This window comes from uncultured Intestinimonas sp. (assembly GCF_944387245.1).
Classification (GTDB): domain Bacteria; phylum Bacillota; class Clostridia; order Oscillospirales; family Oscillospiraceae; genus Intestinimonas.
Window position 1 is genome coordinate 17,225 of sequence record NZ_CALXEE010000005.1, and the last position, 24,128, is coordinate 41,352.

A 24,128-nucleotide genomic window follows, 5' to 3' on the forward strand; every position below is an offset into this window, starting at 1 on the left:
CTGTTAATTGAACCGGTCCGGGTCCTCTTCAAAGAGCCGCCGCACCTTCTCCAGCAGGGGGCGGTGTTCCGGCCGGGTGAGGGCCGGGTCGGCTGCCAATACCTCGGCGGCGGCGTCCTGGGCCTCCTTGAGCACCCGGGTATCGGTCTCCAGGTCGGCCACCCGCAGGGCGGGCAGGCCGTGCTGCCGCTGTCCGAAGAAGTCGCCGGGCCCTCGGAGCTTCAGGTCCTCCTCGGCGATCTTGAAGCCGTCGTTGGTCTGGGTGAGGACCTTCAGCCGGGCCCGGGTGTCCGGGCTCCGGTTGTCGCTGACCAGGACGCACCAGGACTGGTGCTTCCCCCGGCCCACCCGGCCCCGGAGCTGGTGGAGCTGAGAAAGACCGTACCGGTCGGCGTTCTCGATGATGATGAGGCTGGCGTTGGGCACGTCCACCCCCACCTCGATGACGGTGGTGGACACCAGGATGTGGGTCTCCCCGGCTGTAAAGGCGGCCATGGCGGCCTCCTTCTCTTTTGCCTTCATGCGGCCGTGGACCAGGCCCACCCTCAAATCGGGAAAGACCTGCTCCCCCAGCACACGGGCGTACTCGGTCACCGCCTTCAGGTCCCAGGCCCCTTCCGGGTTCTCCTCCACGGCTGGGCAGACGATGTAGACCTGCCGCCCCTCCTTCACCTGGTCCCGGACAAAGCCGTACATCCGCTGCCGCTTGCTCTCCCCCACCAGCACCGTCTTCACCGGCACACGGCCCGGGGGCAGCTCGTCGATGACCGACACATCCAGGTCCCCGTAGATGATGAGGGCCAGGGTCCGGGGGATGGGGGTGGCCGACATAACCAGCACGTTGGGGGAAAAGTCCTCCTCTCCCCCCGCCTTGGCCGCTAAAGCGGCCCGCTGTTCCACGCCGAAGCGGTGCTGCTCGTCGGTGATGACCAGCCCCAGGCGTCGGAAGGCCACCCCCTGGGAGAGGAGGGCGTGGGTGCCCACCACGAAGGGGAGGGCACCCGTCTCCAGGGCGGCCAGGACCTTTCGCTTCTCGGAGACCTTCATGGAGCCGGTGAGGAGCCCCACTTGGATACCCGCGGGGGCGAGCATGGCGGAGAGGGTCTTGGCGTGCTGCTCGGCCAAAATCTCTGTGGGAGCCATCATGGCGCACTGCCAGCCGGAGCGGACGGCCAGCCAGGCGCAGCCGGCGGCCACCGCCGTCTTGCCCGAGCCCACGTCGCCCTGGACCAGCCGGTTCATGGGCCGGGTGAGGGCCAGGTCGGCGGCGGACTCCTCCAGGGCCCGTTTTTGCGCCCCCGTCAGGGTGAAGGGCAGCAGCTGATAAAAGCCCTCCAGATCCGTCTCCCCAAAGGCGGGGCCATGGCCCCGGCTCCGCCGCTCCCGCAGCAGGGCCAGTCCCAGGGAGAGGTAGAAGAGCTCCTCGAAGGCGAAGCGCCGCCGGGCGGCGTCCAGGGCGGCCTCGTCGGCGGGAAAGTGGATGCTCCGCCAGCAGTCCGCCGCCGGGGAGAGCCGGTGCCGCGCCAGCAGATCGTCGGGCAGAGTCTCCGCCGGGGGCGGCAACTCCTGGATGGCCCTCTCCACCAGCCCGGCCAGCAGGTGGTTGGTGATCCCCGCCGTCAGGGGGTAGACCGGCATGATGCGCCCGCAGGCCCAGGGCCGCTCCGCCCCCTCAAACTGGGGGTTGGTCATCTGCCGGTGGCTGCCCATGAGCTCCACCCGACCGTAGAGGATGTACTCCTCCCCCCGGTGGAGGGCCTGCCGGACATAGCCCTGGTTGAAAAAGGTCACCAGCATGGCGGAGGCCCCGTCCACCACCTTGAGCCGGGTCACGTCCAGGCCCTTTCGGATGTGCATGCGCCGGGGCTCCTCCGCCGCCATGACCCGGACGCAGCACAGCTCCCCCACCGGGGCCTCGGCGATGGTATAGACCTGCCGCCGGTCCTCGTAGCTTCTGGGGAAGTAGCCCACCAGGTCTCCGGCCACCCGGAGGCCCAGCTTTTCCAGACCCTTGGCCCGGGCCTCCCCCACCCCGGGGAGCTCCCGCAGGGGGGTGTTCACATCCATGACTCCGCCTCCTCCAGAAAGGCCTCCCGGTCATAGAGGGCATTGAGCACCGGCAGCAGGGCGTTGGTGCTCATGTGCTCCGGGAGGTCCAGATGCCGGAGCAGGGCGCCTCGCCGCCGGGCGGAGTCGGGGGTGCCGGTGAGGCCCAGCAGGTAGAGGTCGGCCTTGGTGATGGCCTCTTTGGGCGCACTTCCGTTGGCCGGCTCCTCCAGGAAGGTGGCCCCCGCCCGGCGGAGGACCTCCTCCAGCACCGCCGGTGACATGCCCTCCACCCCCAGCTTGCCCTCCTTGCCGGGGGCGCGCTTGCGCCGCTCCTTGCCGTAGACGTCGGGGATGTAGGCGTGCTTCACCTTGTCCTGGGGTAGAGCGCTTTTGAGACGGCTGCGGATGAGAAAGCCCGCCCCGTCGGAGTCGGTGAGCACGATGAGCCCCCGCTCCTCCGCCAGCCGCCGCAGCAGGGCCACCAGCTCCTGATTTTTGAACACTCCAAAGCCGGCGGTCTCCAGGATCACCGTGTCCACCACCTGGGAGAGGGTGTTTTTGTCATAGCGGCCCTCCACCACGATGGCCTCTTGTATGTGCAGCATGGGCTTCCTCCTGTTACAGCAGTTTTTGGTTCTCCCCGTCCACCGCCTCCACCAGGGTGCCGCGGTCGAAAACCGCCAGCGTCCCCGGCGGGAAGGGCAGGAGCGAGAGCCCCTGAGGGCAGATATCCAGGAGCTGATAGGTATAGATGCGGACATAGTCCTTGGGGTCGTCGCTGCGAGGCTCCCCCAGCGGAGCCAAATACCAGCCGGAGTCCGGCGGGTGGGAGGCGGTCAGTCGCTGGAGATAGAGCAGGGGGGATTGGAGTCCCTTCCACCGGACCACCATGGTGTCCTGAAAGGAGACGTCCACCACCGGCGGACGCCCCGCCCGGCGCAGGGCGGTCAGCTGGCCCTGAAACACTTCCAGGGCCAGGGTAAGATCCTCGGTGTTGTCGGTAAAGGGATTTTTCCGGTAGTCCGGAGCCAGAAGGGCCAGGCCGTCCTCCGCCTCCGCCAGCTGGAAGAAATTCCACCCCACCTGGATGCGCTTGCCCGGGGCCAGGATGGGACCCAGAGTGGACTGCTTCCGCAGGACCGCGGCCAGGAAGTTGGCCGTCTCGGCCTCCTCCTCCCCGCAGGTGAGGGCCAGCCGCACTCCGTCCACATTATAGATCCGCTTCATCCCTGTTTCCCCTCTCTCCCCCGCTCATGCGATGCCCGTCTTGGGCGGGCGGTTGGCCAGCTTCAGAATGAGGTCGATGAGGAGCTCCTCCCCGTCGGCACCCGCCTGGGACTTCATGGCCAGGTCGGTGCGGGCGGCCTCCAGCACGGCATACCGGCACCAGTTCCGGTCGAACCGCCGGGCGGCGTCCATGAGCTTCTGGGCCGGGTAGGCCGAGCGCATCCCCCACAGCTCCACCAGGTAGCCCGCCCCCTTCCGCTCCTCCATGGCCAGCCGGGCGGAGTAGAGCTGCCGCAGCTGCCGCCCCAGCACCGAGAGGAGTTTGATGGGCGGCTCCCCCATGTGGAGGAGGTCGGAGAGCACTGACGAGGCCTTGTCAAAGTCCCCGGCGGCGATGGCATCGGTGAGCTGAAAGACCACCGCGTCCAGCTGGGGGATGGCCACGGCGTCGATGTCGGCACGGGTCACCGCCCGGTGCTGGGCATAGGCGCCGATCTTGCCGATCTCCGAGATGAGGCCAGTCATCAGATCCCCGCACAGGAAGATGAGATACCGGGCCAACTCGGAGTCGATGTCGTGGTCCAGAGCCTTGAACCGGCGACGTATCCAGTCCACCAGATCCCCCTGCTCCTGCCGGGTGAACTTCACCGCCGCGCCGTGGGCCTTGATGGCGGCGGCCAGCTTGGTGCGGGCGTCGGGCTTATATTCGATGAGGTCGTAGACGAAAACCAGGCAGACATAGTCCGGCAGGTCGGCAAAGAGGGCGGTCATGGCCTCCCGCTGGTCGGCGGGGGCCTTGAAGAGGTCGTAGTCGTAGACCACCACCATGGTGCGCTCGCTCATCATGGGCAGGCAGTCGATGACCTGCCCCAGGGCCTTGGGGTCGCACTCCTTGGCCTGAAAGGTGTGGAGGTTGAAGGCCTCCATGCCGCCGGGGAGCAGCTTCTTCTTCATCTGCCCCAGGTAGAAGTCCCGGAGATAGGCCTCCTCCCCGTGGAAGATGTAGAGCTGTCCCAGCGTCCCGGCGGACAGGTCGCTTTTGAGCTGTTTCACCGCCGCGGCGTCGGCGTTGTTGGTCTTGGCCATAGGGGACCTCCTTATCTCACCGTGATGGTGACGTTTCCCTGTAAGTCGGTGCGGTAGATGTCACAGCCCGCCTCGCTCAGCCGGAGCAGGGTCTCCGGGGCGGGATGGCCGTAGGTATTATAGCCGCAGGAGACTACCGCCGTCTCCGGCGTCACCGTCTCCAGCAGCAGGTCGGAGGCGGCGTATTTGGAGCCGTGGTGGCCCACCAGCAGCACGTCGATGTCGGGCAGGTTTCCGTACTTCACCATCCGTCCTTCGACGATCTGGTCCATATCCCCGGTGATGAGGGTGGAGAAGCGCTCCGTCTCACACAGCAGGCTCAGCCCCTCCTCGTTGGTGTCGCCGCTCCCCAGCGGGCCGTACAGGGTGAGCAGGGCGTCCCCGAACTCCAAAGTCACGTCGTCCCACACCATCAGGGTGGGGATACCTGCCTCCTCCGCCCGGGCCACGAGCTCGGTCTGGAGCTCCGGCGCCTCGATGACCTGGGGCAGGGCCAGGTTGGACACCTCCACCCGGTCCATGAGGGTGTCCACTCCATTGGCGTGGTCGTTGTGGCAGTGGGTGAGCACCAGCAGATCCACCCGCTCAATCCCCATGGTGCTCAGGTAGCCCGCCGCCAGATCACCGGCGTCCTCCCCGGTGCTGCCGCAGTCCACCACCGCCACCCGGTCCCCGCAGCGGAGCACCACACACTGGCCCTGGCCCACGTCCAGCACCGTCATGGTAATGCTTCCCGCCCAATAGGCGGCGTGGTTGAGCACCAGGGCGGCGGCAAGCACGATGGCTGAGCAGCACAGGGGCACCAGGGGCCGGCGTGGGCCCTTCAATCCCAGGTAGCAGAGCCACAGCAGATAGACCGTAGCCAGGCCGCCTATCAGGTAAGGTCCCGCCATGGCCACCGAAGCAAATGGGGCGGCGGCCAGTCCCCGGACCAGCCACAGCACCAGCCGGGGCAGCAGCCCCACCACCTGACCCAGAGCAGACCCCAGGGCGGGGACTAGGAGCTGGACCAGGGCGGTGAGCAGCCCGCCCTGGAAGGTGAGCTGCAAAAGGGGCAGGCACAGCAGGTTGGACACCGGGGAGATCACCGAGAGACTGCCAAAGTACCACACCAGCAGGGGCACGGTGAAGGCCATAGCGCCCACGGTGACCCCCAGGGAGCCAGCCGCCCACCAGCCCAGCCGGCGGAGCGGGCCAGGCCTTTTGTTCTCTTTCTTTTCCGGCGCGGGAAAGAACCCGGTCACGTAGTTCCGCACCCGCCCGGAGAAGGCCAAAATCCCCGCCACCGAGGCAAAGGAGAGCTGAAGGCTCACGCTCAACGAGGCCCAGGGGTCCTGGAGCAGGAGCAGCAGCAGGGCCAGGGAGAGGCTGGTGGGGGAGTCGTTCTCCCGGCCCAGCAGAGGCCCCAACAGCAGCAGGCCGTTCATGACGGCGGCCCGGACCACCGAGGGGGTACACCCCACCGCCAGGGCGTAGCACACCATCAGCGGCAGCACCACCAGAGCCGTGCGGCGGCGGTAGCGGCTGCCGGTGAGGGCCACCGCCAGCTGGACCAGGAAGCTCATGTGGAGCCCCGACACCGCCACGGCGTGGGCCAGTCCCGCCCGTCGGAGGGCATTGTAGTCCCCCTGGTCCAGGCGGTCGGTATCTCCGGTGAGGAGGGCGGTGACCAGTCCGGCGCTCTCCGCCGGGAAAGCTGCGGCTACGGCCTCCTTGACGGCCTGGGACCAGTGGGCGGGCAGGGCCCACAGGGGAACCGTCTCCGGCCGCCGGACCTCCAGCGCCTTCACGCTCCCCGTCAGGTGGATACCCTGGGAAAGGCGGTAGGTCCAGCTCTCCGTGGCAGTCTGGGGAGGACCGGACCAGTCCGCCGTCACCGCGAGGGCGTCGCCGGGGCGCAGGTCCAGCAGGTCCTCCCCATCGCCGTAGAGGGTAGCCCGGAGGACCATGCCGTCCTCCAGCGTCACCTTCGCCTCCATCCCGGCCCCGTAGTTGGTCTCATAGGGCCAGTCGGCAACGGCGGCGGGGAGGGTACTCCGGACGCCGTCCAGCTCCCGGGCCCCGCCCAGAAAGTGGGCGTTGTAACCCGCCGTCCAGGCAAGCCCCGCCGCCACGCCCAGGCACACCAGGGCGCAGCGGCACCACCGGTCCTCCCGTTTCAGGAGGGCCGGCAGAGGCAGGAGCAGGGCAAGCACCCATAGTCCCTGGCAGCTCAGAAAGACCGCCGCGGCAAAGCCGGCGGCCACCGCCGCCAGCTTACGCACGGGGCGCCGAGGGGTCGTCGGTGCGGCCCAGCAGGTAGTCGGTGGAGGTCTGGTAGTAGTCAGCCAGCTTGATGAGGGCCCAAACCGGAATCTCCCGCAGCCCCTTTTCATACCGGCGGTAGACCTCTAAATTCATATGAAGGTATTCGGCAATATCTCGTTGTGTCTTGTCCTTATCGTTTCTCAGGTCTCCCAATCTGCGAAAGTACATACGATCACCCGGTAAAATCCTACCATTCAGTAGCATTTACCGTTCGAGATACTGCCATACGGCGTTATTTTAGCAAATTTGTTGCCGCCCTACAAGCCTCAAGCGGTGGTCCCCCGGCCCCCATGCACCGGCGGCGTTACGGAGTAAGCCGACGGTGCAAGCAGCGTAGCAATAGAAGACCTGGGGGGTACATCCAATAGGGGGGAGCCGCAGCTCCCCCCTGTGCTTGGTCGTTTTAAGGGGTGGATTGTCAAGGAGGGGGAAATCGAAATCCCCCTCCTTGACTGACTCTTTCGCCCCTTTCTGGTCATTCAGAAAGGGGCCCGCCGGAGGCCGTTCTCCATCGGAGATGGCAGCAGAACGATTTTCTTTTGAACAGAAGCGATTTCTATTTGAGGTGTTGTCCGCCCTGCCGGGGGCGTTCCTTTCTGCTTGTGCAGAAAGGAACCAAAGACACCCCAGAGAGGGGGGATTCCGATTTCCCCCCTCTCTGGACTCTCCCCCTAAAACGGCCAACACAGGGGGGCTGCGGCCCCCCTATTGGATGTACCCCCCGGGGCTCTTCTATCGTTGCGTTATTCGCACCGTCGGCTTACTCCGTAACGCCGCCGGTGCCCGGGGGGCTGGGGGACCATCGACGGTCTGCCGCAGCGCCGCCGGTGCTCCATCCGATGGCGCGCCGGGGTCGTCGCGCCCCACAAAAAAGCGTGGTACTGTGGGTGCGTCTGGGAAGCCGCGCCCCACACAAATGAGGTCCCGTGTCGATATGCCCATAGGCAAAACCTGCTGCCATGGAAAAACCATCCCCCGGCGGCTGTGCCGCCGGGGGATGAGGATGGGCGTATGCGATCAGCCGGGAGGCCAGGTCATGTCCCGTCCGCCCAGCACGTGGAAGTGCAGATGGTGGACACTTTGACCGGCCTGCTCGCCGATGTTGGAGACCACCCGGTAACTCTCCAGCCCCAGCTCCTTGGTCACCTTGGAGATGACGGCGAAGATGTGGGCCACCACAGTGGCGTTCTCCGGGGTTACATCGGCCACGGAGCCGATGTGGGTCTTGGGGATCACCAGGAAGTGGGTGGGCGCCTGGGGGTCGATGTCGTAGAAGGCGTAGACCGTTTCGTCCTCGTAGACCTTATTGGAGGGGATCTCCCCCGCCACGATCTTGCAGAACAGACAATCGCTCATGTGCAGAAACCTCCTTTCACACGTTGCTCATTATCGAAACTGATTGAGCTCTGGATGGTAGGTGAAGCCGGCGGCGGCCAGGACGGCGCAGAGGGCCTCGGTTGTGGTGTCGTGGTCGTCGCAGAAGGACTCCAGGTCGGGATAGGTGTCCCGGAGCCGGGCGTTGACCACGCTATATAAGATCATGGGGTCCTGGGGCAGCATACTCACAGCCCCAGCTTTCCGGCCACGAAGTCGTCCACGGTGGCCAGGGCGTCGTCCAGCTTGAGGACGTCGGTGCCGCCGCCCATGGCGGAGTCGGGCTTACCGCCGCCCTTGCCGCCGCAGATGGCGGTGACGTGCTTGATGAGGTCGCCGGCCTTCACGCCCTTCTGGACCGCCTCCTTGCCGCAGACGGCCAGGAAGGTGATCTTGCCGTCCTTCACGGCGGAGAGGACGGCCACCACGGCCTGGCTCTTATCCCGCAGGAAGTCGCCCATCTTGCGCAGACGGTCGGAGTCGGCATCGGCCAGAGTGGCGGTGACCACCTTCAGGCCGCCCACCTCCTTGGCGCCCATGAGGAACTGACCGGCCTCGCTGACGGCCTCCTTGGCCTTGAAGGCCTCCACCATATGGCGCAGCTCCTTGAGCTCCTCCATGTTCTGGACGGCCTTCTCCCGCAGCTCGCCGGGCTTGGCCTTCAGAGCGGCGGCAGCCTGGAAGAGTAGCTCCTGGTTCCGGTTCATGACCTCCAGGGAGGCAAGGCCGGTGGTGGCCTCGATGCGGCGGACGCCGCTGGCCACGGAGAACTCGCTGGAGATGTGGAACACGCCCACCTTGGCGGTGTTGTCCAGGTGGGTGCCGCCGCAGAACTCCACGGAGTAGCCCTCGCCCATGTCCACCACGCGGACGGTGTCGCCGTACTTCTCGCCGAAGAGGGCGATGGCGCCCCGCTTCTTGGCCTCCTCGATTGGGAGCACGTCGGTGTGGATGTCGTAACCCTCCAGCACGGCCTCGTTGACCAAGGCGGAGACCTGGCCCAGCTCCTCGGCGGTCATGGCGGAGAAGTGGGTGAAGTCAAAGCGGAGGCGGTCCTCCTCCACCAGGGAGCCGGCCTGCTGGACGTGGTCGCCCAGCACGGTGCGCAGGGCCTTATCCAGCAGGTGGGTGGCAGAGTGGGCACGCATGACGGCCTTCCGGCGCTTCACGTCGATGGCGGCGGTGACGGTGTCGCCCAGCTTCAGGACGCCGCCGGTCAGCTTGCCGTAGTGCATATACTTGCCGCCCTTGTTCTTCTGCACGTCGGTGACGGTAAAGACGGCGTCGCCGGCGGTGATGGTGCCGTGGTCGGCCACCTGGCCGCCCATCTCGGCATAGAAGGGGGTCTTGTCCAGGACCACGATGGCCTCCACGCCGGGCATGAGCTCCTCGGCCTGCTCGTTCTCCACCACCAGGGCCACCACCTTGGCGTCGTCCACGGCGGTGTTGGCGTAGCCCACAAACTCGGTCTCGGGCACGTCCTTGCCGAACTCCACGCCGGCCCAGCCCAGGTCGCCCAGGGCCTCACGGGCCTTCCGGGCACGCTCCTTCTGCTCCTGCATGAGGGCCTTGAAGCCATCCTGGTCCACGGTCATGCCCTGCTCCTCCACCATCTCGATGGTGAGGTCGATGGGGAAACCGTAGGTGTCGTAGAGCTTGAAGGCGTCGGTGCCGGAGAACACAGTCTCCCCCTTGGCCTTGTGCTCGGAGAGGAGGTCGTTGAAGATCTTCATGCCGCCGTCGATGGTGCGGGCAAAGTTCTCCTCCTCGGTGCGGATGACCTTGGTGATATAGTCCTGGCGCTCCCGCAGCTCAGGGTAGTGGCCCTCGTTCTCGTGGATGACGGTGTCGCACACCTCATAGAGGAAGGGGTCGTTGACGCCCAGCAGCTTGCCGTGGCGGGCGGCCCGGCGCAGGAGGCGGCGGAGCACGTAGCCCCGGCCCTCGTTGCTGGGCAGCACGCCGTCGCAGATCATGAAGGTGGCGGAGCGGATGTGGTCGGTGATGACCCGGAGGGAGACGTCCTTGGCGGCGGTCTCACCGTAGTGGGCGTTGGTGATCTCGGACACCTTGTTGGTGATGTTCATGACGGTGTCCACATCGAAGAGAGAGGCCACGTCCTGGCACACGCAGGCCAGACGCTCCAGGCCCATGCCGGTGTCGATGTTCTTCTGCTTGAGCTCGGTGTAGTGGCCCTCGCCGTCGTTGTCGAACTGGGAGAACACCACGTTCCAGACCTCGATATAGCGGTCGCAGTCGCAGCCCACGGTGCAGCCGGGCTTGCCGCAGCCCCACTGCTCGCCGCGGTCGTAGTAGATCTCGGAGCAGGGGCCGCAGGGACCGGAGCCGTGCTCCCAGAAGTTGTCCTCCTTGCCGAACTTGAAGATGCGCTCGGCGGGGATGCCGATCTCCTCGTTCCAGATGCGGAAGGCCTCGTCGTCGGCGGGGGTGGTCTCGTTGCCGGCGAACACGGAGGGGTAGAGCCGGTTGGGGTCCAGGCCCACCCACTCGGGGCTGGTCAGGAACTCCCAGGCCCAGTGGATGGCCTCGGTCTTGAAGTAGTCGCCGAAGGAGAAGTTGCCCAGCATCTCAAAGTAGGTGCCGTGGCGGGCGGTGTGACCGATGTTCTCGATGTCGCCGGTGCGGATGCACTTCTGGCAGGTGGTCACCCGGTGGCGGGGGGGCTCCTGCTCCCCGGTGAAGAAGGGCTTCATGGGCGCCATACCGGAGTTGATGAGCAGCAGGCTGGCGTCGTTCTGGGGGATGAGGGAGAAGCTGGGCAGACGCAGGTGTCCCTTGGTCTCGAAGAAGGAGAGGAACATCTCGCGCAGCTCATTGAGGCCGTAAGGCTTGGTGGGCATGGGTATTACCTCCGTTTATCTGAATTTATTTTGCGACTCAGTGATCCTGGCGGCGGGAAAAGAAAAACCGCCCCCGGCTTCGGCCAGGGGCGGAAAAGCATTTCCACGGTACCACCCTGATTACGCTTCGTTGAAAAAGCGCATCTCATTCCATCCTGTAACGGGGATGATCCGTCCCGGTCCTCCCGGGCGGCTGGTGAAGTGGCGTACGGGTCCGTGTCGCGGAGGGCTCTCACCGTCCCCTCTCGCTCGTCGCGGCGTGGCCCGCTTGGCTTCGTCCTTGCCTTTTTAAGCTGTTTTATTTTATCACTTTTCAGGGCATTGTCAACTGGTTTTTTCTTTTTTCCGTACCTGATGGAGCACCATGGCGGCCAGGTTCAACCCCAGCCCCAGGAATACGGCAGCCGTCAGCACCATTTCCATGCCCGGCAGCACGTCCATGAGGGCTGACCAGTCCTCTTTTTGTACCCACCCCACCGCCAGCCGGTACTCCTCCAGCATGGCCAGCACGCCGCAGGCCAGGCTTCCGAAGAGGAGGGCGCGCTGTCCACTCCCCTTTCCCAGCAGGGCCAGGGCCAGATTCACCAGGGCCAGCAGGAAGGCCAGGGCTCCTAACAGCAGCCAGGTCATGATGCCTCCCTCCCTTCGTCCAGTCCCGTCTGAGGCTGTTTTTGGGGTATTAACAGGGCTCCCGTGAAGAAGAGCACCGGGGGCAGCAGGGCGGCGGCGGCGATGGCGGGAAACCACAAAAGGGCCCAGCCGAGGCTGTTGACCTCCAGCACCTGGATCAGAACCAGAAACATGAGGCAGAAGGAGGGGCTGGCCAGGATGGCCGTGGACATGAGGAGGCAGAAGCCCAGCAGGGCCGTGGGCTCCGCCATACACAGGGCAAAGCCGCCGAAGCCCCACAGGCAGGCGATGCCCCCCGTCAGGGCCACCGCCCGGAGCCACTCCCGGACCGTGGGCCGCTCCCACTCCATGAGCCGGGCAGTAAAGGCCCCAACGGGCACATAGAGGAGCATCAGCAGGGCGGCCAGAGCCACCATCAGCCCCACGCCGGCCTCCGCCGCCCCGAACATGGCAAAGGCGACTAATGCCCCCAGGGCGGAGAGCGTAAAATGTCCCCCCGCAAAACCGGCGAACCGGGCACGGAGGGAGGTATGCTTCGCCATACGATCACCCCTTTCAAGGGTATCGTATCACTGTCATTATTGAAAGTCAATCTATTTTTATTGTTTTTCAATAAACTCCTCGTCGGCGTCCTCCTCCTGGTCCAGGGCGGCGATGGGGAGATAGCTGCCCATCAGGTAGAGCAGCGGAGGCAGGAGGCCGGTGACCAGACCACCTACATAGACCGTCCACAGGGAACCGCCGCTTCCCCAGCCCAGGAACTGGGCCAGCAGGCTGTAAAGGCCGTAGGCGGGACAGTTGAGGAGCATGGCGGCCACCAGCAGTCCGCTACCGTGAGGGATGAGGTAGGCCAGGGCCAACAGCAGCCAGAAGGCGGCGGCGGGCACCAACAGCAAGAGGATGGCCTCCTCCGCATCGGGGCGGGGCAGGAAGTTCCGCTTACGGGCGAAGCGGCCGGCCGGGAGATAGGCCAGTAGCCCCAGAACCAAGGGGATCAGGGCGGGCAGGGTACCGCTCAGCTCCGACGATACTCTCTGGAGCTGGAAGGGGAGGACACCCTTCACAGCGTTTCCCAGGCCCAACAGACCACTTGCCGTCAGAACGAGGACAGTAAGGAGGGCGACGAGGGCCGTCAGGATCAGGTGGCTCCGGCAGAATTCCAGCATAATGGGCCGCAGCAGCCGCTTCATGGCAGGTCGTCCCCCCTTTCTTAGGCATGACCGGCCTCAATCACCGGCTGCCCGATTCAGCAGACAATATTATAGCACAAAACAATTGGATTTCCAGCCCTAGTTTTTGTGCAGAACTATTGTGGGCTCAAATCCATCTGGCGGCGGAGGATGGAGAGGGGCTTTACCTGACGGGGCAGGCGCATCTTGAAGCGCATCTCCGGCTTCTTGGGCTCCAGGAGGGGCAGGCCGTCCATGTCGGCCATCTCCGGCGCTTCAAAGGTCATGGGGTCCAGGCCGGGGGCCAGGAGCTCCACCCGGGTTCCGGCGGAAAACTTGTTCCGCAGGGAGAGGACGGCGGTGCCGTCGGGGGAGCAGGTCTCTACCACCGCGCAGACCTGGTAGTCCCGGATGTATCTGGCGTCGCCGGTATACTGTCCCGGCGGGCCGTAATAAAAGCCGGTGGAGTAGGGCCGGTGGGAGACCTTGTCCAGCTCGGCGCGCCACACCGGGTCCAGAGGCTCCCCTGCCAGGGCGGCATCGATCCCGTGGCGGTAGGCCCCGGTGACCACGGCGGCGTAGTAGGCCGACTTGGCCCGCCCCTCGATCTTCAGCGAGCTGAGGCCGGCCTCCACCAGGTCGGACAGGTGGTCGATCATGCACATGTCCCGGCTGTTCATGATGAAGGTCTCATTGTTCTCCTCATAGACGGGGAAATACTCTCCGGGCCGCTTTTCCTCCACCAGGGCGTACTTGTAGCGGCAGGGCTGGGCACACATGCCCCGCTGGGCATCCCGGCCGGTCATGTAGTTGGAGAGCAGACACCGCCCCGAGTAGCTCACGCACATGGCCCCATGGACGAAGGCCTCGATCTCCAGGTCCTTGGGGGTCTTGGCCCGGATGGTGCGGATCTCCTCCAGGGAGAGCTCCCGGGCCAGGATGACCCGGCTGGCCCCCATATCGTACCAGGCCTGGGCCACGGCGTGGTTGGTGACGCCGGCCTGGGTGGAGATGTGGAGCTGAAGGTGGGGGGCGTACTTCTGGGCCATGCGGAACACCCCCAGGTCGGCGATGATGGCGGCGTCCACCCCCACGCTGTCCAGATACTCCAGCCACTCCGGCAGCCGGTCCACCTCGTCGCACCGGGGCATGGTGTTGCAGGTCACATGGACCCGCACCCCCCGGCTGTGGCACAGCTCCACCGCCTCCCGGAGCCCTTTCTGGTCAAAGTTACCCGCAAAGGCCCGCATCCCGAAATCGCTGCCCGCCAGGTACACCGCGTCGGCGCCGTAGGCCACGGCCATGCGCAGCCGCTCCATATCCCCCGCCGGGGCCAATAGCTCGATGCTCATCGCTTGTTCCTCCTGTCAAAAGGGCGGTCGCCCAAAGGCGGCCGCCCCAGTGTTTAGTTGCCCCGCTGCTGGGCGATGAAGTCCTGCTGCGCCTCAAGGCTCTTGAAGAAGGAGTGGGCGCCGTCGCTGCCCAGGGCGTAGTAGTAATAGTTGGTGCTCTCCGGCTCCATGGCGGCCTGGATGGAGGCCAGGCCGGGGTTGGAGATGGGTCCGGGGGGCAGCCCCTTATTGGTATAGGTGTTATAAGACGTGTCGGCAGTATAGTCCGCCGAGGTGATGGGGCGGCCCAAAGCGTAGACCAGGGTGGCGTCCACCTGCAGATAGCCCTGTGTCCCGGCGTTGGGGTTGTTGAGACGGTTGTAGATGACAGAGGCGATGGTGGCCCGGTCGTTGCCGTCGGTCTCGCGCTCGATCATGGAGGCGATGATGACGATGTCACGGACGGTATACCCCTTCTCCTGGACCTCAGCCCGCATCTCGTCGGTGAAGCGGCGGTCGAAGTTCACCAGCATCTTATTGATGACCGTCTTGGGGTCCTCGCCCATATAGAACTCATAGGTGTCGGGGAACAGGTAGCCCTCCAGCCGGTGGTAGTCCCCCAGGGGGATCTCCTGCAGGAAGGAGAAGGCATAGTCGTGGGTGGCCGCCATATCCTGGAGCTTCTCCACCGTGGAGACGCCGTTCTCCTCCAGGCGCTGGAAGATCTGGTCCACCGTATAGCCCTCGGGGATGGTGACGGTGACCATCTGACGGCTGGCCGAATTGGAGCCCAGGTTGGTGACGATGGCCCGGTAGTCCATGTCGGTGTCCAGCTGGTAGGTGCCGGGGGCCATCTTCTCATCGGCGTTGGAAAAGACGGAGAAGAGCCGGAAGACCAGCTTGAACTCGATGATGCCGTTCTCCTTGAGCTGGTCGGCCACGTAGTCCAGATCCACCACCTCAACGGTCTCGGTCTCGGTGCCCTCGTCGGTCTTTACCGTTACCTCTTTCTCGGTAAAGATGTCCTCGGGCAGAGTGATGATGGCCGAGTGCTCGGCCTTGTTGAGGGCCAGCACGTCGTTGGCCGCCACCCAGCCCACCGCCGCCAGCAGGGTGGAGATTCCGATGACGAAAGCCACGTACAGCAGGGTACCCAGCAGGCTGAACCCCTTTTTCTTCCGCCGTCTCCGGGTGGCGGGGCGCTCGCTCCGCTCCCGGGGCTGCTCTCGCCTTCCGCCGGAGCTTCTTCTTTCCTCTTGTGACATAGGCAGTTTTTCTCCTTCCGGATCGCTCCATAGGGGAACCAATGGTGTTCCCGCTACATAGAATAGGCCAGTTGGAGGGCAAAAGCCCCGGTCTCCCGCCGGCGGCGCCTCCAAACTCTAAAAACGAGGTGTGTCGTTCATGTTCGGTAACAATGGTAGCTGCTGTTGGATTATCCTGATCCTCATCCTGGTGTGCTGCTGCTGCGGCGGCGGGAACAGCTGCGGCTGCGGCTGCAACAATAACAACAACGGCTGTGGCTGCGGCTGCGGCTGCGGCAACAACAACAGCTGCGGCTGCGATCCCTGCTGCTAAGCCCACCGCGCCGCCTCCCCGGCCTACTTAGAAACCTACAGTGTCCCTCCAGGGCGGAGCCTTTGGGCTCCGCCCTTTAAAAATGCCGTTACTTTTCCGTCCCCTTCGGTCCGGAAAAGTCCTCGCCGTGCTCGCCGCCCTCCGGGCGGGGCATTCGATCCCACGCGAGGCGGGCTGCCGCCCCCTCGCACTCCCCCGCCCCGGCAAGGGCTGTGGTCTTTCCTCAGCGTCTGTTCGTCAGAATATGGGACATGCCCTCCAGCCGGCGCTTCTCCGTCAACACCAGGTCCACAGCTCTGTCGTGGTTCTCTACGGGCAGCTTCTCTTGGAGCAGCCGCTCCCGGCACAGGCCCACCGTCCGGCCGCCATAATCGGCCAGGTAGCGGTCGTAGTATCCGCCCCCCTGTCCCAGCCGTTGGCAGGACAGGTCGTAGCAGAGGGCTGGGACCAGAATGAGGTCGATCTCCCCCTTGTCCACAACGGGACAGGCGTCTAAAGGCTCCGGGATGCCGAACACCCCGGGCCGCAGGTCGTCCCCGCTCCGGACCAGCCGGGCCTCCATGGCCCGGCCGGGCAGACACTTCGGCAAAAGCACCCGCTTTCCCAGCCGCCACAGCTCCACGAGCAGGTGGCCGGTGTCCGGCTCGATACCCACGCCGTAAAAGAGCAGCAGGGTATTGGCCTCCGCCGCCCAGGGCAGCTCCAGGAACCGCTGGAGCAGAATCACGTCGCTCCTCCGGCGCTCGGCGGGGCGTATGGCCGCCGCCTGAGCCCGGACGGCGCTCCGAAGGGCGGCCTTAGCTCCGGTACAGGATACCATTCTGGACCTTCTGCACCGCCTCGGCGCCCTTGAGCACCTCCACCAGCTTCAGTCCGAAGGGGAAGGCGGCGCCGGCGGCCTGGCCGGTGACGAACTTTCCGTCCACCACCACCTGGGCCTCATGGTCCACGGCGGCGGAGCCCATCTCCTCCCACACGCAGGGGTGGCAGGTGACGGGACGGCGATCCAGCATGCCCATGTGGGCCAGGATGGAGGGGGCGGCGCAGATGGCCGCCAGCCAGCAGCCCAGGTCCCGGGCCTTCTGGATGAGGGCGGTGGCGAAGAGATCCATCTGGATGGAGGCCACGCCGCCCAGCCCGCCGGGCAGCACCAGCATCTCCATATCCTCTGTCTTCACCTGTTCCAGAGTCATATCGGCGGTGACGGTGATGCCGTGGCTTCCCTTCACCGCGAGACCATCCAGGCCCACATAGGCCACATCCACACCGGCCCGCCGCAGCAGGTCGCCGGGGACGATGGCCTCGGCCTCCTCAAAACCTTCTCCCAGCAGAATATATACCATGGATCATTCTCCTCCAAATATACTTGATGGTCCCTGTCACAGCAGGGCGCTGACCCGGCCCCAGATCTGTTGATGGATGACCTCCGGCGGGAGCACCGCCCCCGTCTCGTCCACACAGGACACCCGCTCCCAGCCGCACAGCCCGGCGGCGGCCAGGGCCGCCTTCCGGCAGCGGCGGAGGTATTCGGTATCCACCTCGTGGATGTCGCCGGTGGTGTGGGTCTCCCCCTCCCGGCGGCGGAGCATCTCCACCGCCCGGTCGGTGGGCATGTCCAGATAGAGGACCAGGTCCGGGGCGGGCAGCCCCAGCTTGTGGTATTCAAAATCAAAGAGCCAGCGCAGGAAGGGCTCCCACGCCTCCTCCGGCAGCTTACTGGTCTGATGGACGGCGTTGGAGGTGGTGTAGCGGTCGGCCAGGATGAGTCCGCCCCCCTCGTAGTCTTCCCCCCACACCTTCTTGTAAGATGCGTACCGGTCCACCGCGTAGAAGGTGGAGGCGGCGTAGGCGTTCACGTCGTCGGGGTGGGAGCCGAACTCGCCCCCCAGATACATCCGCACCAGGGCCGACGAGGGCTCCTGATACTGGGGAAAAACGATGCGGTGGAAGGGCTTGCCCGCCTCCTCCATCCGGCGGCACAGGAGGCCGAACTGGGTGGACTTGCCCGACCCGTCGGTGCCCTCCAGCACGATGAGTCTGCCCTTCATGCCCGCTTCCCCGCCTTTCCCCGCTCGCCCAGGGCGGCCACCAGGAAAAGGGGCAGCCGGGCCATGCGGCCGATGCGCTTGGGCTCCTTGGTCAGGCGGTAGAGCCACTCCAGGCCCAGCTTCTGCCAGGCCTCCGGCGCCCGCTCCACCACGCCGGCAAAGACGTCCAGGCTTCCGCCCAGACCAGCCATGAGCCTGGCGCCGGTGGCGGGGCCGTTTTTCACCATCCAGTACTCCTGCTTGGGGGCGCCCAGGCAGACAAAGACCACGTCGGCCTCGGCCGCCCGGATGGCCTCCACCACGGGGCCGTCCTCCTTGAAGTAGCCGTCGTGGGTGCCGCAGATGGTAAGGCCGGGGTATTTGGCCTCCAGCCGGGCGGCGGCGGCCTCGGCCACCCCGGGCTTGGCCCCCAGCAGGTAGAGCCGCAGGCCGGTTTTCGCCATGTGCTCCATGAGCTTCCCGGCAAAGTCGATGCCGGGGCAGCGGCCCTTCAGCGGCCGGCCCAGGAGCCTGGCGGCGTACACCACGCCGATACCGTCGGGGAGCACCAGGTCCGCCCCGTTGAGGGCCTGCCGGAAGGGCTCCTCCCGCCGTGCCCGGTCCACCAGCTCCGGGTTGGGGGTCACCACATAGTGGAATCCACCCGCTTCTATCATCCCGGCGGCCGCTTTGGCCGCCTCGTCCAGGGTCAGGTCATCAAAACTGACCCCCATGATCTCTGTCCGCAAGGCGCATGCCTCCATTTTTATCATTCCAGGCCATCATACCACAGGAACACTCAAAAGTCCATCGGAACCTGCCCGCTCCCTCCGTATCTTCATGAAAAATTAAGCATTGACATTTCGGGAAAAGGGATTATAATACAGACAATACTTTAGCGCAAAAAAGCAATGAAGTGCTTTACTTGCACAAATCGGAAGGATGAGAAGCATGAATATTTTGTCGAAAGTGACCGCACTGGCCGCCGCCAGCGCCATGGTCCTGTCTCTGGCCGCCTGCGGCGGCGGCACCAGCACCACCACCCCCGCCCCTGAGTCCTCTGCCCCCGCGTCCTCCGCTTCCGCCGAGGGCACCGCCGCCTACACCGTGGGCATCTGCCAGCAGATGACCCACGACGCGCTGGACGCCGCCACCCAGGGCTTCAAGGACGCCCTCAACGAGTTGCTGCCCGGCCAGGTGACCTTTGAGGAGCAGGACGCCGGCGGCGAGTACGCCAACTGCGGCACCATTATGGACGGCTTCGTCTCCGAGGGTGTGGACCTCATTCTGGCCAACGCCACCTATCCCCTCCAGGCCGCAGCCTCCGCCACCGCCAACATCCCCGTGCTGGGCACCTCGGTGACCGACTACGCCACCGCCCTGTCCATCGACGACTGGACCGGCACCGTGGGCGGCAACATCTCCGGTACCTCCGACCTGGCCCCCCTGGACCAGCAGGCCGCCATGCTCAACGAGCTCTTCCCCGACGCCACCAACGTGGGTCTCCTCTACTGCTCCGGCGAGCCCAACTCCGTCTATCAGGTGGAGACCATCCAGGGCTACCTGGAGGACATGGGCTACACCTGTGAGCAGTACGCCTTCACCGACGTGAACGACCTGTCCTCCGTGGCCCAGACCGCCTGCGACAACTCCGACGTCATCTACATCCCCACCGACAACACCGCCGCCGCCAACACCGAGACCATCGCCAACGTGGTGATCCCCGCCGGCGTGCCCGTCATTGCCGGTGAGTCCGGCATCTGCTCCGGCTGCGGCGTGGCCACCCTCTCCATCAGCTACTACGACATCGGCTACAAGACCGGCGAGATGGCGGCCCAGATCCTCACCGGCGAGGCCGATATCTCCACCATGCCTGTGGAGTACGCTCCCAACGTCACCAAGATGTACAACGCCGCCAACTGCGAGGCCCTGGGTCTCACCATGCCCGAGGATTACGAGCCCATCGCCTGATCCTCTCTCCCCCTTCTAAAATCGTAAAAACAGCGGGGCGCTCTGCGCCTCCGCTGTTGAGGCTGCCGACTTTGTCGGCAGCCTCTCTCAAAAATGCAAGCATTTTTTCGAAGGGAGGCAGGCCGCCACGCGCATAATTTGGCCTAAGGCCAAATTCCACACTCGCGGCCTGAGCAGTGTTTTTTCCGAGGCACATGTCCCCGGAAAAAACAGACTTCATTTGATTCCGTCGTCTGCGGACGACAGAACTCTGCGAGGCTCTTGCACGTCATTTGACCCATGCGCTTTTCTCTACACGCTGAACAGCGGGGCGCTCTGCGCCTCCGCTGTTTTTGCGCCTTTCCCGCCCGAGGCGGAATCCACCTTTTGGAGGTATCGAACTATGGATTTCCTGCTCTCTTTCCTCAACTCCATGCCCGGCGCCTTCGGACAGGGCCTGGCCTGGGGCATCATGGCCATCGGGGTGTACATCACCTTCCGGATTCTGGACATCGCCGACCTGACCGTGGACGGCTCCCTGGCCACCGGCGGCGCGGTGGCCGCCCTGGGCATCACCATGGGCCTCAATCCCTGGCTGGCCCTCCTGATGGCCGTCATCGCCGGCATGCTGGCCGGTCTGGTCACCGGACTGCTCCACACCGCCTGCGGCATCCCCGCCATCCTCTCCGGCATCCTGACCCAGCTGGCCCTCTACTCCATCAACCTGCGCATCATGGCCATCGGCAGCGGCGCCAGCACCAAGGCCACCCTGGCCCTCAGCGTGGACAAGCAGCCCCTGCTGGTCTCCTCCCGCTACATCCGTGAGATGAGCCTGCGCAACCCCCTGCTGCTGCTGGCCGTCCTCACCGTGGTGGTCATCGCCGTACTCTACTGGTTCTTCGGCACCGAGCTGGGCTGCTCCCTCCGGGCCACCGGCGCCAACCCCAACATGGCCCGGGCCCAGGGCATCAACACCAACACCGCCAAGGTGCTGGGTCTGGTGGTCTCCAACGGCCTGGTGGCCCTCTCCGGCGGCCTGCTGGCCCAGTACCAGGGCAGCTCCACCGTGGATATGGGCCGGGGCGCCATCGTCATCGGCCTGGCCGCCGTCATCATCGGCGAGGTGCTCCTGGGCAAGGTCTTTGTCAACTTCGCCCTCAAACTGCTCTCCGCCGTCATCGGCTCCATCATCTACTACATTGTGCTTCAGTTTGTGCTCCGGCTGGGCCTGGAGTCCACCGACCTGAAGCTGCTCTCCGCCGTGGTGGTGGCCCTCTTCCTCACCATCCCCTACTGGAAGGGCAAGTACTTCACCAAAACGGCTCGAAAGGAGGCGGCGCGCAATGCTTGAGCTCAAAGAGATCTACAAGACCTTCAACGCCGGCACCATCAATGAAAAGAGGGCCCTCAACGGGGTCTCCCTCACCCTGGCCGACGGGGACTTCGTCACCGTCATCGGCGGCAACGGCGCCGGCAAATCCACCCTGCTCAACGCTGTGGCGGGGGTGTGGCCGGTGGACTCCGGCACCATCTCCATCGACGGCATCGACGTCACCCGCCTGCCTGAGCACAAGCGGGCCCAGTACATCGGCCGGGTCTTTCAGGACCCCATGATGGGCACCGCCGCTACCATGCAGATCGAGGAGAACCTGGCCCTTGCCGCCCGCCGGGGCAAGCCCCGGGGCCTGAAGGCGGGCATCACCGCCAGCGAGCGGAAGGAGTACCGGGAGCTCCTCAAGATCCTGGACCTGGGCCTGGAGGACCGGCTCACCGCCAAGGTGGGGCTTCTCTCCGGCGGACAACGCCAGGCCCTCACCCTCCTCATGGCCAGCCTGGTCAAACCCAAGCTCCTCCTCCTGGACGAGCACACCGCCGCCCTGGACCCCAAGACGGCGGCCAAGGTGCTGGACGCCACCGAGAAGATCGTCCAGCGGGACAGGCTCACCACCCTGATGATCACCCACAACATGCGTGACGCCATTGCCCACGGAAACCGCCTCATCATGATGTATGAGGGACGGGTGGCGGTGGACGTCTCCGGCGAGGAGAAGAAGAACCTCACTGTGGAGCAGCTCCTCTCCCTCTTCAGCCAGGCCAGCGGATCGGACGAAGCCGACGACAAGCTCCTGCTGGGCTGAGCACGTATCCCCAGGCAGCACGATGCCGCTGTCTTCCGCGTTTTCGCGGGAGGCAGCGGCATTTTTGTTTCTTTTATAACTCTGCTCCGCTCTCACCTGCGGCACCTGGAGCCGCCGCTCCGACCCACGCCGCGGCCTCCGGCGCGCAGAAGCGGATGAAGGCCTCCATCTCCCTGGTGGCCCATTTCTCCCGATGGTAGAAGATCTGCTCGTACATCACCGCCTGGAGGTCGCTGACCTCCACCACCGTCAGCTTGCCCTGTTGTACCGGCTCCTCCACCAGAAAGCGTGGCAGGAAGGAAAGCCCCTCCGTCTCCTCCAGCACCCGGAGGAGGAAGGAGGCGTAGCTGCTCTCCAGCGCCGGTGTGATGGCCCGGTCCAGGGTGGCCAGCCGCCGGTCCAGCAGGCGGCGGTAGTTGGCGTCCCGCTCGGTGAGATAAAAGGGCCGGTCCAGCAGATCCACCAGATGGTGGGGGCCGGGTCCCAGCTCCCGTCCCAGCTCCGCCGAAGCCACCACCACCACCTCCTCCTGCCGCTCCAGCACCTTGCACCAGCTGTTGTTGTAGAGGGGCTCCTCCAGGATGTAGATGATGTCCAGCTCTCCCCGCTCCATTTTGGCGATGAGCTCCTCCGGGATGCCTGTGGTGATCTGGATGCTCACCTTGGGGTGCTGCACCCGGAACCGCCGCACGATCCCCGGCAGCCGGGCATAGCACAGGGACTCCAGCGTGCCGATGTGGAGCTGCCCGTTCAGCTCCCCCTCCACGGACAGGGAGAGGGCAGCATGGTTGACCTCCTGGATAATGTTGTAGGCGCTGTCCAGAAACTGTTTTCCCTGGGCAGTGAGCACCACCCGCTTATACATGCGGTCAAACAGGCGCACGTGGAGCTCCTCCTCCAGCTGGCGGATCTGCACCGTCACCGCCGACTGGGAGTAGCCCAGACTGGCCGCTGCTTTGGAAAAGCTCTCAAACTGGGCCGCCCGGATAAACGTGGTGATCTGCCGAAGTTCCATGCCAACTCCTCCCTTCTGCCTTAAAAAGTGGTATGAATTTTTTTAATTAAAATAATAAAAACGGTTTATTTGATTAAACGTTATTGTCATGATAGACTAAAGCCACCACAAAGTCAACGGGGAAACTTAGCAAAAGAGCAAAATGTAAATAGGAGGAAACATTATGGAAAAAAAGAAGTTCCGCATCGGGCTGATCCCGAAGCTCATCATCGCCATCATCCTGGGTATCCTCTTCGGCTCCTTTATGCCAGAGTGGTTTAACCGCGTGGTGGTCACCTTCTCTTCGATTTTCAGCACCTTCCTTTCCTTCGTGATCCCCCTGATGATCGTCGCCTACGTGACCATGGGCATCGCCAATCTGCGCAGCGGCGCGGGCAAGCTGTTGGTCATCACCGTGATCCTCTCCTACTTTTCCACCCTGGTGGCGGGCTCCGCCTCCTACCTGGTCTCCTCCAGACTGTTCCCCTCCTTTATGAGCGCGGGGGCTCTGGACCAGATCGCCGCCACCGCTGACGTTTCCCTGTCCGGCTACTTCTCTCTGTCCATCCCGCCCCTGCTGGACACCCTGTCCGCCGTCACCCTGGCCTTTGTGCTGGGCCTGTGCCTTTCCACCATGCGGGGCAAGGAGATCGGCGACAGCCTCTACCACGGTATGGAGGACTTCTCCGCCATCATTGACAAGGTACTCCACACCGTCATCATCCCCCTGCTGCCTCTCTACATCTGCGGCACCTTTACCAACATGACCTATTCCGGAAAGACCTTTGCCATCCTGGGCATCCTGTGGAAGGTGTTCCTGGTGGTCATCGCCATGCACCTCATCTATATCTGTATCCAGTTCCTGGTGGCCGGCGTGATCTCCGGCAAGAACCCCATCACCCTCATCCGCAACCAGATCCCCGGCTATGCCACCGCCATCGGCACCCAGTCCTCCGCCGCTACCATCCCCGTCAACCTGGAGTGCGCCGCGAAGGACGGCATCCTGGAGGAGATCCGCAACTTCGTGGTACCCCTGTGCGCCAACATTCACATGGCCGGCTCCATGATCACCATCACCGCCTGCGCCACCGCCGTGTGCCTGATGTACCAGCTGCCCATCAGCCTGGGCACTGTGGTCCCCTTCATCATGACCCTGGGCATCGCCATGGTGGCCTCTCCCGGCGCACCCGGCGGCTCCATCATGACTGCCCTGCCCTTCCTCTACATGGTGTTCGGCACTGAGGCCGGTGACGTGAACGGCCCCATCTGCGCCATCATGGTGGCCCTCTATATCACCCAGGACTCCTTCGGCACCGCCTGCAACGTGTCCGGCGACAACGCCATCGGCACCATCGTGGACACCATTTACCGCAAATTCATCAACAAGACCCCTGTGAAGGAGTGAGC

The 24,128-nt window shown here is 64.8% G+C and carries 24 protein-coding genes; 5 read left to right on the forward strand and 19 right to left on the reverse strand.

Annotated elements, in window-relative coordinates; all coding sequences use genetic code 11:
* Positions 1 to 3 precede the first annotated feature (3 nt).
* The 14 genes from recG to mltG form a co-directional block, all read right to left on the reverse strand.
* Positions 4 to 2,067, reverse strand: coding sequence for an ATP-dependent DNA helicase RecG (gene recG, locus Q0K15_RS01675; RefSeq protein WP_294511163.1), 2,064 nt, complete (start codon positions 2,065 to 2,067; stop codon positions 4 to 6).
* A complete protein-coding gene (locus tag Q0K15_RS01680; RefSeq protein WP_294511166.1) occupies positions 2,058 to 2,654 on the reverse strand; it encodes a DUF4093 domain-containing protein in 597 nt (198 codons plus the stop codon). The genes recG and Q0K15_RS01680 overlap by 10 nt, the downstream gene beginning before the upstream one ends.
* A gap of 13 nt (positions 2,655 to 2,667) precedes the next feature.
* On the reverse strand, positions 2,668 to 3,276 hold the full coding sequence (locus Q0K15_RS01685; RefSeq protein ID WP_294511169.1) for a hypothetical protein: 609 nt from the start codon (positions 3,274 to 3,276) through the stop codon (positions 2,668 to 2,670).
* 24 nt (positions 3,277 to 3,300) lie between these two features.
* A complete protein-coding gene (gene holA / locus Q0K15_RS01690) occupies positions 3,301 to 4,362 on the reverse strand; it encodes a DNA polymerase III subunit delta (protein ID WP_294511172.1) in 1,062 nt (353 codons plus the stop codon).
* 11 nt (positions 4,363 to 4,373) lie between these two features.
* Positions 4,374 to 6,626: a DNA internalization-related competence protein ComEC/Rec2 gene (locus tag Q0K15_RS01695; protein ID WP_294511174.1), complete on the reverse strand. Its 2,253-nt coding sequence runs from the start codon at positions 6,624 to 6,626 to the stop codon at positions 4,374 to 4,376.
* Positions 6,619 to 6,837, reverse strand: coding sequence for a helix-turn-helix transcriptional regulator (locus tag Q0K15_RS01700; RefSeq protein WP_294511177.1), 219 nt, complete (start codon positions 6,835 to 6,837; stop codon positions 6,619 to 6,621). Before Q0K15_RS01700 ends, Q0K15_RS01695 begins: the two co-directional genes overlap by 8 nt.
* Positions 6,838 to 7,686: 849 nt before the next feature.
* Positions 7,687 to 8,025: a histidine triad nucleotide-binding protein gene (locus tag Q0K15_RS01705; RefSeq protein ID WP_294511180.1), complete on the reverse strand. Its 339-nt coding sequence runs from the start codon at positions 8,023 to 8,025 to the stop codon at positions 7,687 to 7,689.
* Positions 8,026 to 8,055: 30 nt separating this feature from the next.
* Complete coding sequence (locus Q0K15_RS01710) at positions 8,056 to 8,229, reverse strand: DUF4250 domain-containing protein (protein WP_294511263.1); 174 nt, start codon at positions 8,227 to 8,229, stop codon at positions 8,056 to 8,058.
* Positions 8,230 to 8,231: 2 nt separating this feature from the next.
* Positions 8,232 to 10,904 (reverse strand): alanine--tRNA ligase, encoded by a 2,673-nt coding sequence (gene alaS, locus Q0K15_RS01715; protein WP_294511183.1) that lies wholly within the window; start codon positions 10,902 to 10,904, stop codon positions 8,232 to 8,234.
* 324 nt (positions 10,905 to 11,228) lie between these two features.
* Positions 11,229 to 11,534 carry a hypothetical protein gene (locus tag Q0K15_RS01720; RefSeq protein WP_294511186.1) on the reverse strand — a complete coding sequence of 102 codons (306 nt, stop codon included), beginning with the start codon at positions 11,532 to 11,534 and terminating at the stop codon, positions 11,229 to 11,231.
* On the reverse strand, positions 11,531 to 12,076 hold the full coding sequence (locus Q0K15_RS01725; protein WP_294511190.1) for a hypothetical protein: 546 nt from the start codon (positions 12,074 to 12,076) through the stop codon (positions 11,531 to 11,533). Before Q0K15_RS01725 ends, Q0K15_RS01720 begins: the two co-directional genes overlap by 4 nt.
* Positions 12,077 to 12,133: 57 nt before the next feature.
* Positions 12,134 to 12,724, reverse strand: coding sequence for a hypothetical protein (locus Q0K15_RS01730; protein WP_294511193.1), 591 nt, complete (start codon positions 12,722 to 12,724; stop codon positions 12,134 to 12,136).
* Positions 12,725 to 12,840: 116 nt separating this feature from the next.
* Positions 12,841 to 14,055, reverse strand: a complete 1,215-nt coding sequence (locus tag Q0K15_RS01735) for a U32 family peptidase (RefSeq protein ID WP_294511196.1) — start codon at positions 14,053 to 14,055, stop codon at positions 12,841 to 12,843.
* 53 nt (positions 14,056 to 14,108) lie between these two features.
* On the reverse strand, positions 14,109 to 15,299 hold the full coding sequence (gene mltG, locus Q0K15_RS01740; protein WP_294511200.1) for an endolytic transglycosylase MltG: 1,191 nt from the start codon (positions 15,297 to 15,299) through the stop codon (positions 14,109 to 14,111).
* Positions 15,300 to 15,438: 139 nt separating this feature from the next.
* Between mltG and Q0K15_RS01745 the strand changes: the two genes are divergently transcribed.
* Positions 15,439 to 15,612: a hypothetical protein gene (locus Q0K15_RS01745; protein ID WP_294511203.1), complete on the forward strand. Its 174-nt coding sequence runs from the start codon at positions 15,439 to 15,441 to the stop codon at positions 15,610 to 15,612.
* Positions 15,613 to 15,835: 223 nt separating this feature from the next.
* Here the strand turns inward: Q0K15_RS01745 and Q0K15_RS01750 are convergent, their stop codons facing one another.
* Genes Q0K15_RS01750 through Q0K15_RS01765 form a run of 4 tightly spaced genes read right to left on the reverse strand, consistent with a single transcriptional unit; the run spans position 15,836 to position 18,388 of the window.
* On the reverse strand, positions 15,836 to 16,432 hold the full coding sequence (locus Q0K15_RS01750) for a 5-formyltetrahydrofolate cyclo-ligase (RefSeq protein WP_294511206.1): 597 nt from the start codon (positions 16,430 to 16,432) through the stop codon (positions 15,836 to 15,838).
* Positions 16,410 to 16,955 (reverse strand): DJ-1 family glyoxalase III, encoded by a 546-nt coding sequence (locus tag Q0K15_RS01755; protein WP_294511209.1) that lies wholly within the window; start codon positions 16,953 to 16,955, stop codon positions 16,410 to 16,412. Before Q0K15_RS01755 ends, Q0K15_RS01750 begins: the two co-directional genes overlap by 23 nt.
* 36 nt (positions 16,956 to 16,991) lie before the next feature.
* On the reverse strand, positions 16,992 to 17,660 hold the full coding sequence (locus Q0K15_RS01760) for a deoxynucleoside kinase (RefSeq protein WP_294511212.1): 669 nt from the start codon (positions 17,658 to 17,660) through the stop codon (positions 16,992 to 16,994).
* Positions 17,657 to 18,388, reverse strand: a complete 732-nt coding sequence (locus Q0K15_RS01765; protein ID WP_294511215.1) for a WecB/TagA/CpsF family glycosyltransferase — start codon at positions 18,386 to 18,388, stop codon at positions 17,657 to 17,659. Before Q0K15_RS01765 ends, Q0K15_RS01760 begins: the two co-directional genes overlap by 4 nt.
* Positions 18,389 to 18,590: 202 nt before the next feature.
* On the opposite strand from Q0K15_RS01765, the gene Q0K15_RS01770 reads away from it, so the two are divergent.
* The 3 genes from Q0K15_RS01770 (at position 18,591) to Q0K15_RS01780 (ending at position 21,727) form a co-directional block, all read left to right on the forward strand.
* Positions 18,591 to 19,610: an ABC transporter substrate-binding protein gene (locus Q0K15_RS01770; RefSeq protein ID WP_294511218.1), complete on the forward strand. Its 1,020-nt coding sequence runs from the start codon at positions 18,591 to 18,593 to the stop codon at positions 19,608 to 19,610.
* Between the two features lie 382 nt (positions 19,611 to 19,992).
* On the forward strand, positions 19,993 to 20,940 hold the full coding sequence (locus tag Q0K15_RS01775) for an ABC transporter permease (protein WP_294511221.1): 948 nt from the start codon (positions 19,993 to 19,995) through the stop codon (positions 20,938 to 20,940).
* Entirely contained in the window at positions 20,933 to 21,727 is a 795-nt protein-coding gene (locus Q0K15_RS01780) for an ABC transporter ATP-binding protein (protein WP_294511224.1), read from the forward strand. The genes Q0K15_RS01775 and Q0K15_RS01780 overlap by 8 nt, the downstream gene beginning before the upstream one ends.
* 73 nt (positions 21,728 to 21,800) lie before the next feature.
* On the opposite strand, the gene Q0K15_RS01785 is transcribed toward Q0K15_RS01780, so the two are convergent.
* The gene (locus Q0K15_RS01785; protein ID WP_294511227.1) at positions 21,801 to 22,742 is read right to left on the reverse strand and encodes a LysR family transcriptional regulator; all 942 of its coding nucleotides are present in this window, start codon (positions 22,740 to 22,742) and stop codon (positions 21,801 to 21,803) included.
* A 163-nt stretch (positions 22,743 to 22,905) separates the two neighbouring features.
* Between Q0K15_RS01785 and Q0K15_RS01790 the strand changes: the two genes are divergently transcribed.
* Complete coding sequence (locus tag Q0K15_RS01790) at positions 22,906 to 24,126, forward strand: dicarboxylate/amino acid:cation symporter (RefSeq protein ID WP_294511230.1); 1,221 nt, start codon at positions 22,906 to 22,908, stop codon at positions 24,124 to 24,126.
* Positions 24,127 to 24,128: the final 2 nt, after the last annotated feature.

Bases quoted from the DNA above. Each gene is read 5' to 3' on its own strand.
- recG (WP_294511163.1), bottom strand. From the start codon at position 2,067: ATGGATGTGAACACCCCCCTGCGGGAGCTCCCCGGGGTGGGGGAGGCC.
- Q0K15_RS01680 (WP_294511166.1), bottom strand. From the start codon at position 2,654: ATGCTGCACATACAAGAGGCCATCGTGGTGGAGGGCCGCTATGACAAA.
- Q0K15_RS01685 (WP_294511169.1), bottom strand. From the start codon at position 3,276: ATGAAGCGGATCTATAATGTGGACGGAGTGCGGCTGGCCCTCACCTGC.
- holA (WP_294511172.1), bottom strand. From the start codon at position 4,362: ATGGCCAAGACCAACAACGCCGACGCCGCGGCGGTGAAACAGCTCAAA.
- Q0K15_RS01700 (WP_294511177.1), bottom strand. From the start codon at position 6,837: ATGTACTTTCGCAGATTGGGAGACCTGAGAAACGATAAGGACAAGACA.
- Q0K15_RS01705 (WP_294511180.1), bottom strand. From the start codon at position 8,025: ATGAGCGATTGTCTGTTCTGCAAGATCGTGGCGGGGGAGATCCCCTCC.
- Q0K15_RS01710 (WP_294511263.1), bottom strand. From the start codon at position 8,229: ATGCTGCCCCAGGACCCCATGATCTTATATAGCGTGGTCAACGCCCGG.
- alaS (WP_294511183.1), bottom strand. From the start codon at position 10,904: ATGCCCACCAAGCCTTACGGCCTCAATGAGCTGCGCGAGATGTTCCTC.
- Q0K15_RS01720 (WP_294511186.1), bottom strand. From the start codon at position 11,534: ATGACCTGGCTGCTGTTAGGAGCCCTGGCCTTCCTGCTGGCCCTGGTG.
- Q0K15_RS01725 (WP_294511190.1), bottom strand. From the start codon at position 12,076: ATGGCGAAGCATACCTCCCTCCGTGCCCGGTTCGCCGGTTTTGCGGGG.
- Q0K15_RS01730 (WP_294511193.1), bottom strand. From the start codon at position 12,724: ATGAAGCGGCTGCTGCGGCCCATTATGCTGGAATTCTGCCGGAGCCAC.
- Q0K15_RS01735 (WP_294511196.1), bottom strand. From the start codon at position 14,055: ATGAGCATCGAGCTATTGGCCCCGGCGGGGGATATGGAGCGGCTGCGC.
- mltG (WP_294511200.1), bottom strand. From the start codon at position 15,299: ATGTCACAAGAGGAAAGAAGAAGCTCCGGCGGAAGGCGAGAGCAGCCC.
- Q0K15_RS01745 (WP_294511203.1), top strand. From the start codon at position 15,439: ATGTTCGGTAACAATGGTAGCTGCTGTTGGATTATCCTGATCCTCATC.
- Q0K15_RS01750 (WP_294511206.1), bottom strand. From the start codon at position 16,432: ATGGTATCCTGTACCGGAGCTAAGGCCGCCCTTCGGAGCGCCGTCCGG.
- Q0K15_RS01755 (WP_294511209.1), bottom strand. From the start codon at position 16,955: ATGGTATATATTCTGCTGGGAGAAGGTTTTGAGGAGGCCGAGGCCATC.
- Q0K15_RS01760 (WP_294511212.1), bottom strand. From the start codon at position 17,660: ATGAAGGGCAGACTCATCGTGCTGGAGGGCACCGACGGGTCGGGCAAG.
- Q0K15_RS01770 (WP_294511218.1), top strand. From the start codon at position 18,591: ATGAATATTTTGTCGAAAGTGACCGCACTGGCCGCCGCCAGCGCCATG.
- Q0K15_RS01775 (WP_294511221.1), top strand. From the start codon at position 19,993: ATGGATTTCCTGCTCTCTTTCCTCAACTCCATGCCCGGCGCCTTCGGA.
- Q0K15_RS01780 (WP_294511224.1), top strand. From the start codon at position 20,933: ATGCTTGAGCTCAAAGAGATCTACAAGACCTTCAACGCCGGCACCATC.
- Q0K15_RS01785 (WP_294511227.1), bottom strand. From the start codon at position 22,742: ATGGAACTTCGGCAGATCACCACGTTTATCCGGGCGGCCCAGTTTGAG.
- Q0K15_RS01790 (WP_294511230.1), top strand. From the start codon at position 22,906: ATGGAAAAAAAGAAGTTCCGCATCGGGCTGATCCCGAAGCTCATCATC.